The sequence below is a fragment of the Paracoccus aminophilus JCM 7686 genome (assembly GCF_000444995.1).
GTDB classification, from domain to species: Bacteria; Pseudomonadota; Alphaproteobacteria; order Rhodobacterales; family Rhodobacteraceae; genus Paracoccus; species Paracoccus aminophilus.
Genome location: NC_022044.1, coordinates 54,356 through 70,547 on the forward strand (window position 1 = coordinate 54,356; position 16,192 = coordinate 70,547).

At 63.9% G+C, this 16,192-nt stretch carries 13 protein-coding genes; 6 read left to right on the top strand and 7 right to left on the bottom strand.

The genetic code is table 11. From position 1 onward, the window contains the following. Position 1 precedes the first annotated feature (1 nt). Complete coding sequence (locus JCM7686_RS21610; protein WP_020953145.1) at positions 2–3,112, top strand: efflux RND transporter permease subunit; 3,111 nt, start codon at positions 2–4, stop codon at positions 3,110–3,112. A 21-nt stretch (positions 3,113–3,133) separates the two neighbouring features. Here JCM7686_RS21610 and JCM7686_RS21615 read toward each other — a convergent pair whose 3' ends face one another. The 7 genes from JCM7686_RS21615 to JCM7686_RS21645 all read right to left on the bottom strand — a co-directional run bounded on the left by JCM7686_RS21615 (position 3,134) and on the right by JCM7686_RS21645 (position 10,267). After that, on the bottom strand, positions 3,134–3,892 hold the full coding sequence (locus tag JCM7686_RS21615; protein WP_020953146.1) for an iron ABC transporter ATP-binding protein: 759 nt from the start codon (positions 3,890–3,892) through the stop codon (positions 3,134–3,136). After that, positions 3,889–4,848, bottom strand: coding sequence for an iron chelate uptake ABC transporter family permease subunit (locus tag JCM7686_RS21620; protein ID WP_020953147.1), 960 nt, complete (start codon positions 4,846–4,848; stop codon positions 3,889–3,891). The genes JCM7686_RS21615 and JCM7686_RS21620 overlap by 4 nt, the downstream gene beginning before the upstream one ends. Beyond that, a complete protein-coding gene (locus JCM7686_RS21625; protein WP_020953148.1) occupies positions 4,841–5,794 on the bottom strand; it encodes an ABC transporter permease in 954 nt (317 codons plus the stop codon). Before JCM7686_RS21625 ends, JCM7686_RS21620 begins: the two co-directional genes overlap by 8 nt. Positions 5,795–5,804: 10 nt before the next feature. Then, positions 5,805–6,692 carry a siderophore ABC transporter substrate-binding protein gene (locus JCM7686_RS21630; RefSeq protein ID WP_020953149.1) on the bottom strand — a complete coding sequence of 296 codons (888 nt, stop codon included), beginning with the start codon at positions 6,690–6,692 and terminating at the stop codon, positions 5,805–5,807. A gap of 349 nt (positions 6,693–7,041) precedes the next feature. Further along, on the bottom strand, positions 7,042–7,647 hold the full coding sequence (locus JCM7686_RS21635) for a tetratricopeptide repeat protein (RefSeq protein WP_051201747.1): 606 nt from the start codon (positions 7,645–7,647) through the stop codon (positions 7,042–7,044). A 533-nt stretch (positions 7,648–8,180) separates the two neighbouring features. After that, positions 8,181–8,894: a GntR family transcriptional regulator gene (locus JCM7686_RS21640; RefSeq protein ID WP_020953151.1), complete on the bottom strand. Its 714-nt coding sequence runs from the start codon at positions 8,892–8,894 to the stop codon at positions 8,181–8,183. Continuing rightward, the gene (locus JCM7686_RS21645) at positions 8,891–10,267 is read right to left on the bottom strand and encodes a formimidoylglutamate deiminase (protein WP_020953152.1); all 1,377 of its coding nucleotides are present in this window, start codon (positions 10,265–10,267) and stop codon (positions 8,891–8,893) included. Before JCM7686_RS21645 ends, JCM7686_RS21640 begins: the two co-directional genes overlap by 4 nt. Before the next feature lie 74 nt (positions 10,268–10,341). Here JCM7686_RS21645 and hutI point away from each other — a divergent pair, with 74 nt between their 5' ends. From hutI to JCM7686_RS21670, 5 genes are read left to right on the top strand one after another with little or no spacing between them, the layout of a single operon-like run. Further along, positions 10,342–11,544 (top strand): imidazolonepropionase, encoded by a 1,203-nt coding sequence (gene hutI, locus JCM7686_RS21650; protein ID WP_020953153.1) that lies wholly within the window; start codon positions 10,342–10,344, stop codon positions 11,542–11,544. Continuing rightward, positions 11,537–13,078, top strand: coding sequence for a histidine ammonia-lyase (gene hutH / locus JCM7686_RS21655; protein WP_020953154.1), 1,542 nt, complete (start codon positions 11,537–11,539; stop codon positions 13,076–13,078). The genes hutI and hutH overlap by 8 nt, the downstream gene beginning before the upstream one ends. Next, the gene (gene hutG, locus JCM7686_RS21660) at positions 13,075–13,884 is read left to right on the top strand and encodes an N-formylglutamate deformylase (RefSeq protein WP_020953155.1); all 810 of its coding nucleotides are present in this window, start codon (positions 13,075–13,077) and stop codon (positions 13,882–13,884) included. Before hutH ends, hutG begins: the two co-directional genes overlap by 4 nt. After that, complete coding sequence (locus JCM7686_RS21665) at positions 13,881–15,032, top strand: CaiB/BaiF CoA transferase family protein (RefSeq protein WP_020953156.1); 1,152 nt, start codon at positions 13,881–13,883, stop codon at positions 15,030–15,032. Before hutG ends, JCM7686_RS21665 begins: the two co-directional genes overlap by 4 nt. Further along, positions 15,029–16,192: an acyl-CoA dehydrogenase family protein gene (locus JCM7686_RS21670; protein WP_020953157.1), complete on the top strand. Its 1,164-nt coding sequence runs from the start codon at positions 15,029–15,031 to the stop codon at positions 16,190–16,192. The genes JCM7686_RS21665 and JCM7686_RS21670 overlap by 4 nt, the downstream gene beginning before the upstream one ends.

Sequence of the window (16,192 nt, forward strand, 5' to 3'; positions counted from 1 at the left end):
CATGGCACGTTTCTTCATTCACCATCCGGTTTTCGCCTGGGTGCTGGCGATTATCGTCATGTTGGCGGGCGGCTTCGGGCTGATCAGCCTGCCGGTCGAACAATATCCCGAAATCGCTCCGACCACGGTGCGGATCTCGGCGAGCTATCCCGGCGCGGACTCCGAAACCGTTCAGAATTCGGTGACGACGGTCATCGAAGACGGCATGACCGGGCTCGATGGGTTAAGCTATATGACCTCGAATTCGGCATCGGGAAGCGCCTCGGTGTCTCTGGTCTTCGACGATACGATCAATGCCGACATGGCGCAGATCGAGGTGCAGAACAAATTACAGCTCGTGCAGGCCAAGCTGCCGAATGCGGTGACCTCGCAAGGGGTCTCGGTGACGCGCTCGACCTCGTCGATCCTGATGGTGGGCGCGCTCGTGTCCGAGGATGGGCGCTATTCGCAGGTCGAGCTCGGCGATATTCTGGACCGGACGCTGCAAGATCCGGTGCAGCGCACCGAGGGCGTGGGCTCGATCAACGCCTTTTCGACGCCCTATGCGATGCGCATCTGGCTGAACCCGGAAAAGCTGAACAAATATGGGCTGACGCCGAATGACATCACCTCGGCGATTTCGGTGCAGAACACCAATGTCACCGTGGGGGCGCTCGGCGGATTGCCGGCGGTCAAGGGGCAACAGATCTCTGTCCCGCTGACGGCGCAATCACAGCTTTCGGGCATCGATGAATTCTCGCGGATCGTGCTGAAAACGACCGAGGACGGCTCGTCGGTCTATCTGGCCGATGTCGCCCGGATCGAGATCGACGGCCAGAACCTGACCAGCGCCTCGCGCTATAACGGCCATCCGGCGGCGGGCTTCGGGGTCAACCTGGCGATTGGCGCCAATGCCGTGCAGACCGCGAATGCCGTGCGCGCCACGATTGCCGGGCTGTCGAGCTCGCTGCCCTCCGGCGTCACCGTGGCCTATCCCTATGACACCTCGCCCTTTGTCGAGAAGTCGATCAACCAAGTTTATCACACGCTGGCCGAGGCGGTGTTTCTGGTCTTTCTCGTGATCCTCGCCTTCCTGCAAAGCTGGCGGGCGACGCTGATTCCGACGATTGCGGTGCCGGTCGTGCTTTTGGGCACATTCGGCGCGCTGACGGCTTTTGGCATGTCGATCAACACCTTGTCGATGTTCGCGCTGGTGCTGGCCATCGGGCTTTTGGTCGATGACGCCATCGTTGTCGTCGAAAACGTCGAGCGCGTCATGGAGGAAGAGGGACTCGACCCGGTCGCGGCGACCGAAAAGAGCATGGGCGAGATCTCGGGCGCGCTGATCGGCATTGTGCTTGTGCTCTCGGCGGTGTTCTTGCCGATGGCGTTCATGTCGGGCTCGACCGGGGTGATCTATCGCCAGTTCTCGGTCACGATCATTTCGGCGATGGTGCTGTCGCTGTTCGTCGCGCTGATCCTGACGCCCGCAATGTGCGCAAGCCTGCTCAAGCCAAGCTCGGGCAAACGGCCGATCGCGCCCGCGCGCTGGATCAATGCGACGCTCTCGGCGATCACGCGCGGCTATATCGGGCTGGTTGGCCGTCTGGTCGCTGTGGCCTCGCTGGTCTTTCTAGTGGTGCTGGCCTTGGGGGCCGCGATCTGGTTCAGCTATCAAAAGCTGCCGAGCTCTTTCGTGCCGACCGAGGATCGCGGCGTGCTGATGGCGATGGTCCAGCTGCCCGATCAGGCGACCCATGCCCAGACCGAGCAAGCAGTCAAATCCATCGAAGACTATATGCTCAAGGAAAGGTCGGATTACGTCGATGCGGTCTTTGCCGCTTTGGGCTTCAGCTTTGGTGGCGCGGGGCAGAACAATGCGATGCTCTTCATCCGGCTGAAGGATTACGCCGATCGCCCGGGCACGGCGGCGCAGCTGGCCCAAGAGGCGAATATGCATTTCGCGGGCAATCGGATGGGGCTGATCGTCTTCCTGCAACCGCCCTCGATTCAAGGGCTTGGGACCAGCGCGGGCTTTGACATGTATCTGGTCGACGCCGCCGGCAATGGCAATGTGGCGCTGCGGCAGGCTGCGAATGCGCTGGTTCAGCAAGCCTCGCAATCGGGCAAGGTAACCGGGCTGAACGGCAATACGGCGGCGACGCTGTCGTCGCTTCAGCTCAAGATCGACGTGCAGAAGGCGCAGGCCTTCGGGCTGGGGCTCTCGGACATCAATGCGATGCTCGCCACGGTTTTTGCCGGGAATTACGTCAATGACTTCACCCTGAACAACAAGCTGCGTCAGGTCATTGTGCAGGGCGATGCGCAGTTTCGGATGCAGCCCGAGGATATTTTCCGCTGGTTTGCGCGCAATTCGTCGGGGCAGATGGTGCCATTCGCGGCCTTCATCACGCAGGTCTGGCAGGATATTCCCTCGACGCTTTACCGCTATGGCGGCACGCCCGCGCTTGAGATCACCGGCAACGCTGTCACCGGCGTCAGCACTGGCGATGCGATGGATGTGATGCAGCAGATCGTCTCGCAATTGCCCGGCAATTACGCGGTGGCTTGGGTCGGGCTGTCCCTGCAGGAAAAGGTCGCGGGCAGTCAGGAGCCCTTGCTTTACTCGCTCTCGGCGCTGGTTGTGTTCCTGTGCCTCGCCGCGCTTTACGAAAGCTGGAGCGTGCCGTTCTCGGTCATGCTGGCGGTGCCGGTTGGGGTGCTTGGGGCGATTTTGCTGTCGATCCTCTTCAAGCAATCGAACGATGTCTATTTCAAGGTCGGCCTGCTGACGACCATCGGCCTTGCCGCGCGCAACGCGATCCTGATCGTCGAATTCGCCGAGACTTTGCGCAAACAGGGCCAGCCTTTGGTTGAGGCGACGCTGCACGCCGCCCAGATGCGCCTGCGCCCGATCCTGATGACGACGCTGGCCTTTGCCTTGGGCGTGCTGCCGCTGGCCGTCGCCACCGGGGCGGGCGCGCTGGCTCAGAACTCGATCGGTATCGGCGTGCTGGGCGGGATCCTGTTCTCGGTCCTCTTCGGCATCATCATGGTGCCGGTGCTTTATGTCGCGGTCATCAGCCTTGTCGGGCGGGTCCGTCGCAAGCCGCAGACCCCGGCGGCGAGCTAAGAGGGGCGCGCCTCTCTCGGCTCAGATGTGATGCAGGACCAGCGGGCGGCCCTGATGGGTGCCGACCGCGACCGGCACGTCGTAAAGCGTGCTCAGGACGGATTCGGTCAGAACCTCCTGCGGCGTGCCCTCAGCGAGGATGCGGCCGTCCTTCATCGCCACGATATGATCGGCCCAGGCGGCGGCGTAATTCACCTCATGGATGACGACGACGATGCTTTTGTTTTCCTGCCGCACCAGCTCATGCAGGCGCTGCATCAGGGCGCGCGAATGGGCGACATCGAGATTGTTCAGCGGTTCGTCGAGCAGCAGCCAGTCGGTTTCCTGCGCGAAGGTCATTGCCAGAAAGGCGCGCTGCGCCTGCCCGCCCGAGACCTCGTCGAGAAAGCGATTGGCAAGCGGCGTCAGCCCGAAAGTCTCGAGCGCCAAGGCCACCCGAGCCCGGTCCTGCGCCGAGGGACGCCCGCGGTGATGTGGCCAGCGCCCGAAGCTGACCAGCTCGGACAACCGCAACCGGCTGGCGATCACGGTTTGCTGGCTCAGCACCGCCATCTTGAGCGCGAGCGTCTCGGTCGGGGTCGTCTGCAGATCAAGCGCGTCGATCTCGACCCGGCCCGATTGCAGCCGCTCGAGCCGGGTGATCAGTTTCAACAGCGTGGATTTGCCCGCGCCATTCGGGCCGATCAAGGCGGTCAGCTTGCCGCGTGGCAGCTCGGTCGAGATCTCGCTGAGAATTTGTGCCGCACCGATCCGGTAACCGACATCCTGCACCCTGATCATCTGACGCGCCCCCTGATAAGCAGGTAAAGGAAGAAGAGCCCGCCCGCGAATTCCACCACCACCGACAAAGTCGCCTGTTGGCCGAGCATCCGCTCGAACAGGAACTGGCCGCCGACAAGGATATTCGCGGCGATCAGCGCGGCGGCGGGCAGCATCAGGCGATGGCGCGCGCTGCGCGTCAGCCCATGGGTCAGCCCCGCGACGATCAGGCCGAAGAAGGCCACCGGCCCAACCAGCGCGGTCGAAACCGCGACCAGAACCGAGACCAGCGCCAGCGTGCTCACCACCATGCGGTCAAAGCGCAGCCCCAGCGGCAGGGCGACATTGCGCCCAAGCGCCAGCACATCAAGGCGCGGCCCCAAACGCCAGGCCGCCCCGATCGCCAGCGCCGAAATCAGCGCGGCCCAGGGCAGAATGCCGGGTTTGATCGAGTTGAAGCTGGCAAAGCTGGTCGATTGGACCACGGCATAGGTGTTCGGATCAATCAGCCGCGACAGAAACCCGCTGAGCGAGCGGAAGAAAACGCCGAGAATGACGCCGGTCAGGATCATCCGGGGAATGTCGCGCGCGCTTCCGGCCAGAAGCGTGCCGAAAAGCGCGGTTGCGAGCAGGCACAGGACCAGCACCTCGGCCAGAAACTTGACGCTGACCGGCAGGGTCACGAAGCCCGTCACCCCCAACGTGAAGACCAGCACGGTCTGAAGCAGGACGTAAAGCGAATCGAACCCCATGATCGAAGGCGTCAGCACCCGGTTCGCGGCCACGGTCTGAAAGAGCATCGTCGCCACCGCCACCGCCGCGCCGACGGTGATGAGGCCGAAGAGTTTGACCATGCGCAGCTTCAGGATGAAGCTGTTCGCGCTGGCGGGCAGGCCCTGCCACATCCACAGGGCCGAAAGACCTGCCAGTAGCGCGACCAGCAGGAAAAGAAAGCGAAGCTGGCGGCGGTCACACATGACGTGGCGGGCGATAAAGCAGGATCAGGAAAATGACAGAGCCCAGCACGCCGAGCACAGTTCCGACAGGAATTTCATAGGGATAGCGCAGGACGCGGCCAAGAATGTCGCAGGCGAGCACAAGGACGGCTCCGGCGGCGGCGACCACGGGCAGGCTCGATTTCAGATCGTCGCCCATGATGCGCGACACGATGTTCGGGACGACCAGACCGACGAAAGGGACCATGCCGACGGTGACGACGACCATGGCGGTCACGACCGAAACCACGACAAGACCCAGCCGCATCACCGGTTTCGGGTCGAGACCAAGCCCGCGCGCGACGCCCTCGCCAAGGCCGAGGATCGCGAAGCGGTCGGCGGCGAACCACGAGGCCGCGGCGGCGGCGCCCGCAAACCACAGCATTTCGTAACGCCCGGCGACGACGCCCGAGAATTCTCCGGTCATGAGCCAGGTCGAGATATATTGCATGAGATCGGTCTGCCAAGCGATGAAGGTCACGACCGAGCCGATCACCCCCGCAAGCACCATGCCCGCGATCGGGACCAGCATAACCTCGCGCACCGGCAAGCGGCGGATGACGGTCATGAAAAGCGCGGTCCCGGCCATGGCGGCGAGGCTCGCGACCACCATCTTGACCCAGATCGGCGCGCCGGGCGCCCAGATTGTGATGAGCAGCAGCCCCAAGGCGGCGCTTTCGGCGGTCCCGGTCGAGCTGGGGCCGACGAATTTATTGCGCACGAGCTGCTGCATGACCATGCCCGCCACCGCGAGCGCCGCTCCGGTCAGCACGACCGAAAGCGTGCGCGGCACGCGCGATTCCAGAAGCAGCATCGTGGCCCAAGGGTCGCTGCCCGCGCGCCACAGATCAAAGCTCGCCGCGCCGATCATCAGCGAGATCAGCATGAGACCGGCAAGCAGGATCAGCAGGGCGGACAGCAGACGCATGGGCGAGGGCTTACTTCGCCAGCGCTTCGGTCATGGCATCCAGCATGATGCTCATGGCCTGATAACCGCCACCGCCGATATACATTTCGGAGGCCGGCAGATAGACGACATGGCCGTTTTTGAAGGCATTGGTGCCCTCGATCAGCGGCGTTTTCAGCGTCTCGCCTGCCGATTGGCTTTCCTGACCGACCGCGACGCCGCGATCGAGCACAAAGAGCCAATCCGGGTTTTTCTCGGCGATGAATTCGGGGCTGATGGCTTCGCCATGGCTGCCCTCGGTCTTGAGATTGGGCGCGGCTTCCGGCAGGCCGGTCACGTCATGGAGCCAGCCAAAGCGCGTGCCCTTGCCATAGGCCGACATTTTCGGACCATTGGTCAGGACGACCAGAAGGCTGCCCTTGTCCTTGGCTGCCTCTTGCAGCTTGGCGGTTTTCGCGTCGAGCGCGGCCTTCATCTCGGCGGCTTTGTCTTCTTTGCCGAAGAGCGCGCCATAGGTTGCGATGCGCGCCTCGGCCTCTTTCATCAGATCCGTGCCGATGGTCATGTCGACAGCTTTGCCGACCTGCGCGACATCGTCGAATTTCGCAGCCGAGCGGCCGCCGATGATGATGAGATCGGGCGCGAGACCGGCGATGGTTTCAAGATTGGGCTCAAACAGCGTGCCGACATCGGTCAGGCCGTCGGTTTTCACATAGGACAGATTGACCTTGCCCGGAATGCCGATGATCGGCACTTCCATCGCTTGCAGCGTATCGATCGCAGCCACATCCATGACGACGAGCTTTTGCGGAACGGCGCCCAGATCGACAGGGCCACGGGCGGTTTCGATGGTCGGCTCGGCCAGCACGGGCAAGGCGAACCCGGTGGACATGGCGGCGGCAAGTATGAATCGGCGCATCTGAATCTCCGTCAAACCAATCTGCTCCGCGTCACTTTTGCGACAGGGACGGTCCCCGGTTAACCGCTGATCCGGGCCACGTCCAGAGTAGGTGACGGTTTTAGTTGGAAAACCCGCGTGACTTTGATCGCGGTGACGGCGCGATCCCGAGCCAACCTGTCCCCGCAAGACAGGCGTCGCGCTTTCTCAATGGTTCCAGAGTGTTGGTCAGATGCGGCGGCTTGTCGCAGGCGTGCCGAGCCAGCGCGCCGTCCCCGTCGGCGCGACCATCCGAACAAATTTCGCCGCGACGATTTCACGCAGAAGGCGCGACCGAAGACGCGGGCAAGCCCCGCGCCGCGCATTTGGGTCAGAGTGCGGCGTGGTGATCCTGATGGCGCTTGAACAGAGCCTCGGCCCAGGCGCCGCGCTTGCGAATGCGCTCATCGGGATGGGTCGACATGGCGTCGGCGATCGTGCGCAGATAGGCGGGCGCGCCCTCGGCCAGCGAGCGGTCGACCCATTCCAGCCCTTCGTCGATCTGCTCGCTCTGGATCAAGAGACGGGCGAGATTGAACTGTGCCCAGCATTCGCCAAGCTCGGCCGCGCGGGTGAAATAGCTTTGGGCCATGCTGGCCGGATTGGGACAGCGGCCAGCCTCGGCCATCATTCCGAGCATGTTCAGCGCCTTCGCGTGATCCTTGGCCGCTGCGGCGGAGTAAAGCCGGAAGGCTTCGGCATCGCTTTGCGGCACGCCATGTCCCGAGAGATAGAGCTCGCCCAGATTGAACATCGCCCATGCCTCGCCCAGATCGGCGGCGCGGCTATAGTAAACGGCGGCCGCCGTGGCATCTGCCGGGACGCCCCAACCGCGCTCGTAGATCCGCCCGAGAGTGTTCAGAGCGGCCGGATTCCCAGCGCGGGCCGCGGTCTTGAAATTGTCGATTGCAGCCTGCGGTTGCCCCGTGTCCAGCATGAGCTGGCCCAGAGAGAGGGCAGCCTCCCCGTCGTCGGCAGAGGATTTTTCGGTTCCGGACGTTGTGAGAGAAGGCATATATCGTCGATGGTTAGAAAAGGTTGCAGGGCAGGAAGCCTGTCGTTCAGTGTAGCAGAAGCGCGGGACGGGCGACAATGCAAAGCTCTGGCATTGGACCGCGCCGGGCCAGAACAACTAAGCCGCTGGTTGTGTGGTGCGCTGGGTCCCGATGCGCGTGAAAACACCCCAAGATTGTTCCGCGCGCGCTGCGCGACAGGGCGGGTCCTGCAAAATCGCCGGGGGTTTTGAGGATTCGGCGCCACCCGATCCCCGAGATCGCACCGCTCAGGCGGGTGGCTGGCCGGTGCGGCGGGTTTTCCAGAGCGGATCGGGGAAAGCGCCTCCCGGCGTTTTTCCGCCGATCGGTCGAGGGAAGGTTAAGGGGCTGCTCGGGTAAAAGTCGCAACTTCCCTAGTCACCGTAAGGGGTTGCAAGCGGTTTATAAGGAAACCCGATTCGCGTGAGCGCGCCGGTCAGTGTTCGGCGATCATCACATAGCCGGGATGGAAGGCGAGCCGGACCGAGGTGATCGCGCCCAGATCGTTCCAAGTGGTGCGCTGCATCACCAGCAAGGCCTGATCGCGCCGGGTCTCGAGCAGGCGGGCGTCGCGGGCATTGGCGTTTTCGGCGGTAATGTCGAAATCGGCATGGATATAGGGCGCGGTGCGCACCAGCCATTCATTGGCGTTGATCTTGCGGAAATCGACGCCTTGGACCTCGGGCACGGCGACCGGATTGATCCAGCGGTCCTCGACCTGAAACGGCGCGTCATCGCTGTAATGGACGGCGCGCAGATGGATCAGCAGCGCGCCGACCGGCAGTTTCATCCGCGCGGCCACCGCTTCAGGCAGCGGGCTCAGGCGCTGCGCGACGATGCGGTGGGAATAGCTGCGCCCGCTTTCCTCGATCCGCTCGCGCCAGATCGGGATGGTCAGCGTGGCCTTGCGCGAGGGATTGACCGTGACATGGGTGCCCGCGCGGCGCTTGCGGTCAAGCAGCCCCTCTTCGGCGAGCAGTTGCAGCGCCTTGTTGACGGTGGCCCGGGCCGCGCCGAATTCGATGGCCAGCGCGGCCTCGTCGGGAATGCGGTCGCCTTGCCGCCATTCCCGCTCGACAATCCGGCGCCGCACCTCATTGAAGATGAGCTGGGCCTTGGAGAAAGCGGGAACGGCGGGTTTGGTGGTCACATCTTGTCCTGAAGTCGGGCGATACAGCTCAGATAATCTGCAACAATTCGGTCGCGGTCGATATGTTTTCCGCCCGAGACAACGTGACGTCCAGCCGCCCAAACGTCGGTGACCAGTCCGTCATGTCCGGCGAAGACCAGAGAATCGAGCATTTCATCGCCTTTGCGCCCGATCATCACTTCGTTTTTCAGCGAAACCGCGGCGAGGTCGGCGAAGAGGCCCGGCTTGATCGCGCCGGTCGCGCGGCCCGCGGCTGTGGCGCCACCGTCCAGACCAGCCTCATAAAGCACCCGGCCAGTGGTTTTCTCGCGCGTGGCCAGAATCGCGCGGCCAGTGTCGCGCAGGCGTTGGCTATATTCGAGCGTGCGCAGCTCTTCGACCAGCGAGATCCGGACGTTGCTGTCCGAGCCATAGCCCCAGCGCCCGCCAGCATTTTGCCAGACCGTGCCGTTGAAGATCCCGTCGCCAAGGCTCGATTCGGTGATCGGGCACAGGCCCGCGACCGCGCCGCTCTGGGCAAGGCGGATGGTTTCGTCATCGGTCATATGGGTCGCATGGATCAGCGTCCAGTTGCGGTCCACGCTCGCATGATCGAGCAGCCATTCAACCGGGCGCTGACCATAGCCTGCCGAGATTTCTTCGATCTCGGGTATCTGCTCGGCAATGTGGAGATGCATCGGCCGACCGGGGCGCAGCTTTTCGACGAAAGCGAGCCCGTCCTTGCTGACCGCGCGCAGCGAATGCGGCGCAATGCCGATCCCGGCATCTGGGCCGAGCTTGGCCAGAGCCGCCTCGGCGCCCTCGACCAGACGCGCGAATTCATCGGGGGTCGTGCCAAAGCGTTGCTGGCCCGGACCCAGCGCGCGGCCGTCGATGCCGCCGAACTGGTAATGCACCGGCAGAAGCGTCAGGCCGATGCCGGTGCGGCTGGCGGCGGCGGCGATGCGCTCTGACATCTCGGCGAGATTGGCATAATGCGCGCCGCCGGGCTGGTGATGGAGATAATGGAACTCGACATTGGTGGCATAGCCCGCCTCGAGCATCTCCATCTGAACCAGCGCCGCGATGGTTTCGACATCCTCGGGCGTCAGATGGTCGAGGAAGCGATACATGATCTTGCGCCAGGTCCAGAACGTGTCCTTGGGCTGGTCGCCCTTGGCTTCCGACAGGCCCGCCATGGCGCGCTGAAAGGCGTGGCTGTGCAGGTTGGCGATCGAGGGCAGCAACAGCTCGACCCGTTCGCTATCCGCTGCGGCATTGGCAGGGACATTGGCGGTGACATCGGCGATTCGCCCGTCCGCGCCGATCGTGACCGCGACATTTTCCGCCCAACCGTCAGGCAGCAAAGCCCGTTCTGCCCAGAGTTTCACCACCACAACCTCCTTGCCGGATGCTTTCAATATGTTTAGACATAGCATCAACCGCAGTTCATTCCAAGGCAGGATCGATGCAAGTTTTCACCAATGCCGCCTTCGCAACGATGACAGCAGAATCAACTGGTTATGGCCTGATCGAGGATGGCTCGCTGGTTGTGGACGGGGATCGAATCATCTGGATCGGGCAGGCCGCTGATTTGCCAGCCGATTATGTCGATGCCGATTTCACCGATCTCGGCGGGCGTCTGGTCACGCCGGGTCTGGTCGATTGCCACACCCATCTCGTCTATGGCGGCGACCGCGCCCGCGAGTTTGAGATGCGGCTGGAAGGCGCGGGTTATGAAGAGATCGCACGCGCTGGCGGTGGCATCGTCTCTTCGGTGAAAAACACCCGCGAGGCCTCCGAGGAAGAGCTTTTCGACAGCGCGATCCGTCGCGCCGATACGCTGCTGAATGAAGGCGTCACCACGCTCGAGATCAAATCAGGCTATGGGCTCGATATCGAGACCGAGCTGAAAATGCTGCGCGTCGCGCGCCGCATCGCCGAGGAGCGCCCGGTGACGGTGGTGACAAGCTGGCTCGCCGCCCATGCGCTGCCGCCCGAATACAAGGACAACCGCGCGGGCTATCTGCGCGAGGTCGTGCTCGAGGGCATGAGCCGCGCCCATGCCGAAGGGCTGATCGACGCGGTTGATGGCTTTTGCGAAGGCATCGCCTTTTCGGTCGAGGAAATGCGGCTGGTCTTTGATCACGCGAAAAGCCTTGGCCTGCCGGTGAAGCTTCATGCCGAGCAGCTTTCCGATCTGCATGGCGCGGTTTTGGCCGCCGAATATGACGCGCTCTCGGCCGACCATCTCGAATGGCTGGGGCAGGACGGCGTGGATGCGATGGCGAAATCGGGGACCGTCGCGGTCTTGCTGCCGGGCGCGTTCTATACGTTGCGCGAAACCGTCTATCCGCCGGTGCAGGCCTTGCGCGACGCAGGCGTGGCGATTGCGCTTGCGACCGATGCCAATCCGGGCACCTCGCCGCTGACCTCGATCCTGCTCACGATGAACATGGGCGCGACGATTTTCCGCCTGACCCCGGTCGAATGCCTGACCGCCGTCACGCGCAACGCGGCCAAGGCGCTTGGCTTTGCCGATCGCGGCACTCTGGCCGTCGGCCAGCGCGCCGATCTGGCGATTTACGACATCCAACACCCCGCGGAGCTGACCTATCGCATCGGGTTCAATCCGCTTCACGCTCGCGTTCTGGGAGGCGAACTTGTCTGAACTTATCCTTACCCCCGGCGAAGCCACCCTTGCCGAACTCGAGCGCGTCTGGCGCGAGGGCCTGTCGGTCCGTCTGGCCGACAGCGCATGGCCGGGGATCGAGGCCGCTGCCGCCCGCATCGCCGCCGCCGCGAATGGCTCGGTCCCGGTTTACGGGGTGAACACCGGCTTTGGCAAACTCGCCTCGATCAAGATCAAGCCGGAAGACACCTCGACGCTGCAACGCAACCTGATCCTGTCGCATTGCTGCGGCGTGGGCGAGCCGGTCGAGGAAGAAACCGTCCGCCTGATCATGGTGCTGAAGCTATTGTCGCTGGGTCGCGGCGCCTCGGGCGTGCGTCCCGAGGTCGTGCATCTGATCGAGAACATGCTCGCCAAAGGCGTCCTGCCGGTGATCCCGTCGCAGGGTTCGGTCGGCGCTTCGGGCGATCTCGCGCCCTTGGCCCATATGGCCGCCGTCATGCTGGGCGAGGCGCGCGCGACCTATCAGGGCCGCGAATATTCCGGCGCCGAGGCTTTGGCTGCGGCTGGCCTGAAGCCGATCGTTCTCGCCGCCAAAGAGGGCCTTGCGCTCATCAATGGCACGCAGGTCTCGACCGCCTTCGCGCTGGCTGGCCTGTTTACGGCCTTCCGTCTGGCGCGCAATGCGCTGGTCTCCTCCTCGCTCTCGACCGATGCGATCATGGGCTCGACCGCGCCCTTCTTTGAGGAGATCCACCAGCTGCGCGGCCATCGCGGCCAGATCCTTGCCGCCCGCGTCATCCGCGATCTGATGGGTGGTTCGGAAATCCGCGAAAGCCACCGCGAGGGCGATACCCGCGTCCAAGACCCCTATTGCATCCGCTGCCAGCCGCAGGTGACGGGCGCGGCGATCGACATTCTGACCCAAGCCGCGCGCACGCTGGAAATCGAGGCCAATGCCGCGACCGACAACCCGCTGGTGCTGACCGAGGCCGATCAGATCGTTTCGGGCGGGAACTTCCACGCCGAGCCGGTCGCCTTCGCCGCCGATATGATCGCGCTGGCGATTGCGGAGATTGGCGCGATCTCGCAGCGCCGCATCGCGCTGATGGTTGACCCGGCGCTCTCGCATGATCTGCCGCCCTTCCTGACGCCCGATCCGGGCCTGAACTCGGGGCTGATGATCGCCGAAGTGACCTCGGCCGCGCTGATGAGCGAGAACAAGCACCTCGCGAACCCCTGCTCGACCGACTCGACCCCGACCTCGGCGAACCAGGAGGATCACGTGTCGATGGCCGCCCATGGCGCGCGCCGTCTGAAGCGGATGAACACGAACCTCGCCCATATCGTCGGGATTGAGGTGATGTGCGCGGCGGCGGGCGTCGAATTCCGCGCGCCCTTGAAAACCTCCCAGCCGCTTCAGCATGTCATCGCGCGTCTGCGCAAGGACATCCCGGCGCTGGAGCAGGACCGCTACCTCGCCCCCGATCTGAGCAAAGTGGCCGAGCTGGTCGCGTCGGGCGCGCTGATCGAGGTCGTGCCGGAGGCCCATATCGAAGAGGTGCGCCCGTGAGCGCGCTCGCGAACCCGGTCGAGGTCGTTCAGGGCGACAGCCCGATCATCCTCGGTCTGCCTCATACGGGGACGTTCGTCCCCGATGAGATCCGCGCGAAACTGAACCCGCGCGGGCTCGAGCTTGCCGATACCGACTGGCATATCGAGCGGCTTTATGACGGGCTCTTGCCCGGCGCGACCACGGTCCGCGCGCTTTTCCACCGCTATGTCATCGACGCGAACCGCGGCCCGGATGATGCGAGCCTCTATCCGGGGCAGAACACCACCGGCCTCGTGCCGACGACCGATTTCGACGGCGCCCCGATCTGGATCGACGCCCCGACCGAGGCAGAAATCGCCGATCGGAAGGCGCGTTTTCACGCCCCCTATCACGCCACTTTGGCGGCAGAGATCGCGCGGGTGAAGGCGAAACATGGCGTTGCGATCCTTTATGATTGCCATTCGATCCGCAGCCATATCCCCTTCCTCTTTGAAGGGACCTTGCCAGATTTCAACATCGGCACGAACCTTGGCGCGACCTGCGATGCGGCGATTGAAAAGGCAGTTTTCGACATTTCTGCCGCGACGGGGCGGACCCATGTGCTGAATGGCCGCTTCAAGGGCGGCTGGACGACGCGCCATTATGGCCAGCCGCAGGACGGGATCCATGCGATCCAGATGGAGCTCGCGCAATCCTCGCATCTGACCACCGAAGCCGCGCCTTTCGCCTATGACGAGGCCAAGGCCGAGGCTTTGCGCAAACCGTTGCGCGCGATCATCGAGGCGCTCGAGACCGTCGCCGCGACACTCGCGAGGCCGGCATGAGCGGGCCGCTGACAGGGATCAAGGTGCTGGACCTGTCGCGTGTGCTCGCCGGTCCCTATTGCACCGCGCTGCTCGCCGATCTTGGCGCCGAGGTCATCAAGCTGGAGCCGCCGCAGGGCGATGATTACCGCCATATCGGCCCGTTCAAACAGGGCGAAAGCGCGCTCTTCACGCTGAACAATCGCGGCAAGAAAAGCGTGGTTCTCGATCTCAAGAACCCCGAGCATCTGAAGCTTGCGCAAGAGATTTCGGATCACGTCGATGTCGTGGTCGAAAACTTCCGCCCCGGCGTCGCCGATCGGCTGGGGCTTGGTGCCGAGGCTCTGCGCGCGCGCAATCCGCGCCTGATCTATTGCTCGATTTCGGGCTTTGGTCAGCAGGGGCCGTTCAAGGATCTGCCCGCCTATGATCTGGTGGTCCAAGCCATGTCCGGCCTGATGGCGGGCACCGGCGAAGAGGGCGGCGCGCCGCTGAAAACCGGCGAGAGCATGGCCGATCTGGTCGCGGGCCTTTTCGCGAGCTGGTCGATCATGGCGGCGCTGGTTCAGCGCAATGCGACCGGGCAGGGGGCAACCCTTGATGTCGCGATGTATGACGCGCTCTTTTCCATGCTGACGACCAGCCATGCGCTGCATCTTTACGCGGGGGTCTTGCCCAAGCGCGTCGGCAACCGTCATCCGCTCTCGACCCCCTTTGGCTGCTATGCGACCAAGGATGGACAGGTGGCGATTTGCGTCTTGAATCCCAAGCAGTTCAAGGCCTTGGCCGATCTGATCGGCGCGCCCGAAGCGGTGGATGATCCGCGTTTCGCGACCGATGAAAGCCGGACCGAACACGAGCCCGCCGTCAAGGCGCTGATCGAGGCCTGGTCGCAGGGGCTTTCGACCGATGAGGCCGTCCGCGCTTTGTCCGGGGTCGGTCTGCCGACCGCGCCGATCTGGGACATCGCGCAGGCTGCGGCAAACGAGCACGCGAGCGCGCGCGGACTGGTGACCGAGCTGCCGCATCCCGTTTTGGGCACGGCGCCGGTGATCGGTCAGCCGGTGCGCTTTGATGGCGAAAAGCCGGTCGCCGCGCAATCGGCGCCGCGCCTTGGGGGGGATCTCGACGAGGTCTTACGCGAGTTGGGATTGGAGGGTCGCGCATGAATCCGCAAGACGAATGGCATATGCTGCAAGACGAAGAGCGGCTGTTCTGCGACGTTCTTGAACGCATCTGCGCCGAGAAAATCGCGCCGCTGGCCCATGACACCGACGAGAATTCGACCTTCGTTCACGCCCAGCTGCGCACACTTGGCGAGGTGGGCATGATGGGCGCGAACCTGCCCGAGGAATTCGACGGCTCGGCGATTTCGGCCCCGGCGCTTCTGCGCGCGGTGGCTCTGGTCGCGGGGGCCTGCGGCTCGACCGCCTCGGCGCTGACCGCGCATTATCTGGCGACCGACTCGATCCTGATCGGCGGCACGCAGGCGCAAAAAGAGCTCTGGCTGCCGAAAGCGGCGACGGGCGTGGCGCTTGGCGCTTTTGCCCTGACCGAGCCGACCGCCGGTTCCGACCCCGCCGATATGAAGACCCGCGCCCGCCGCGTTGACGGCGGCTGGCACATCAAGGGCACGAAATGCTTCATCTCGAATGGCGGTGTGGCTGATTTCATCGTGCTTTACGCGGTGACCGACCCGGAGAAAGCCCATCGCGGCATTTCCGCCTTTATCGTGCCGAAGGGCACACCGGGGCTTGAGGCCGGGCCTGCGGAAAAGACCATGGGGCTGAAAGGCGGCCATGTCTTCACACTGAATATCGACATCACTTTGCCCGAGGATGCGCTCTTGGGCGAAGAGGGCAAGGGCTTCCGCACCGCGATGCAGGTTCTCGACAATGGCCGGATCGAGGTTGCCGCGCAATGTCTGGGTCTGGCGGAAACCGCGATGAAAGCGGCGCTCGCCTATGCCAAGGACCGCGTCATCGGCGGCGAGGCTTTGAGCGACCGCCAAGGCATCCGCTGGATGATCGCCGATATGGGCGTGGCTTACCGCTCGGCGCTGCTGCTGAGCCAAGACGCCGCGCGCCAGCGCGATGCGGCCCATCACGGTAGCGGCGGGCGCTTTTCGCTGGCGGCCTCGATGGCGAAGCTTGCCGCGTCAGAGGCGGCGGGCAAGATCGCCGATAGCGCGCTGCAGCTGCATGGCGGCTATGGCTATACCCGAGATTTCCCCATCGAACGCATCAACCGCGACCTTCGGATCATGCGGATCTACGAAGGTTCCTCGGAAATTCAACGCATTATCATTTCCGGCAATATGCTGGCCTGA

Bases quoted from the DNA above. Each gene is read 5' to 3' on its own strand.
- JCM7686_RS21610 (WP_020953145.1), top strand. From the start codon at position 2: ATGGCACGTTTCTTCATTCACCATCCGGTTTTCGCCTGGGTGCTGGCG.
- JCM7686_RS21615 (WP_020953146.1), bottom strand. From the start codon at position 3,892: ATGATCAGGGTGCAGGATGTCGGTTACCGGATCGGTGCGGCACAAATT.
- JCM7686_RS21620 (WP_020953147.1), bottom strand. From the start codon at position 4,848: ATGTGTGACCGCCGCCAGCTTCGCTTTCTTTTCCTGCTGGTCGCGCTA.
- JCM7686_RS21625 (WP_020953148.1), bottom strand. From the start codon at position 5,794: ATGCGTCTGCTGTCCGCCCTGCTGATCCTGCTTGCCGGTCTCATGCTG.
- JCM7686_RS21630 (WP_020953149.1), bottom strand. From the start codon at position 6,692: ATGCGCCGATTCATACTTGCCGCCGCCATGTCCACCGGGTTCGCCTTG.
- JCM7686_RS21635 (WP_051201747.1), bottom strand. From the start codon at position 7,647: ATGCTGGACACGGGGCAACCGCAGGCTGCAATCGACAATTTCAAGACC.
- hutI (WP_020953153.1), top strand. From the start codon at position 10,342: ATGCAAGTTTTCACCAATGCCGCCTTCGCAACGATGACAGCAGAATCA.
- JCM7686_RS21665 (WP_020953156.1), top strand. From the start codon at position 13,881: ATGAGCGGGCCGCTGACAGGGATCAAGGTGCTGGACCTGTCGCGTGTG.
- JCM7686_RS21670 (WP_020953157.1), top strand. From the start codon at position 15,029: ATGAATCCGCAAGACGAATGGCATATGCTGCAAGACGAAGAGCGGCTG.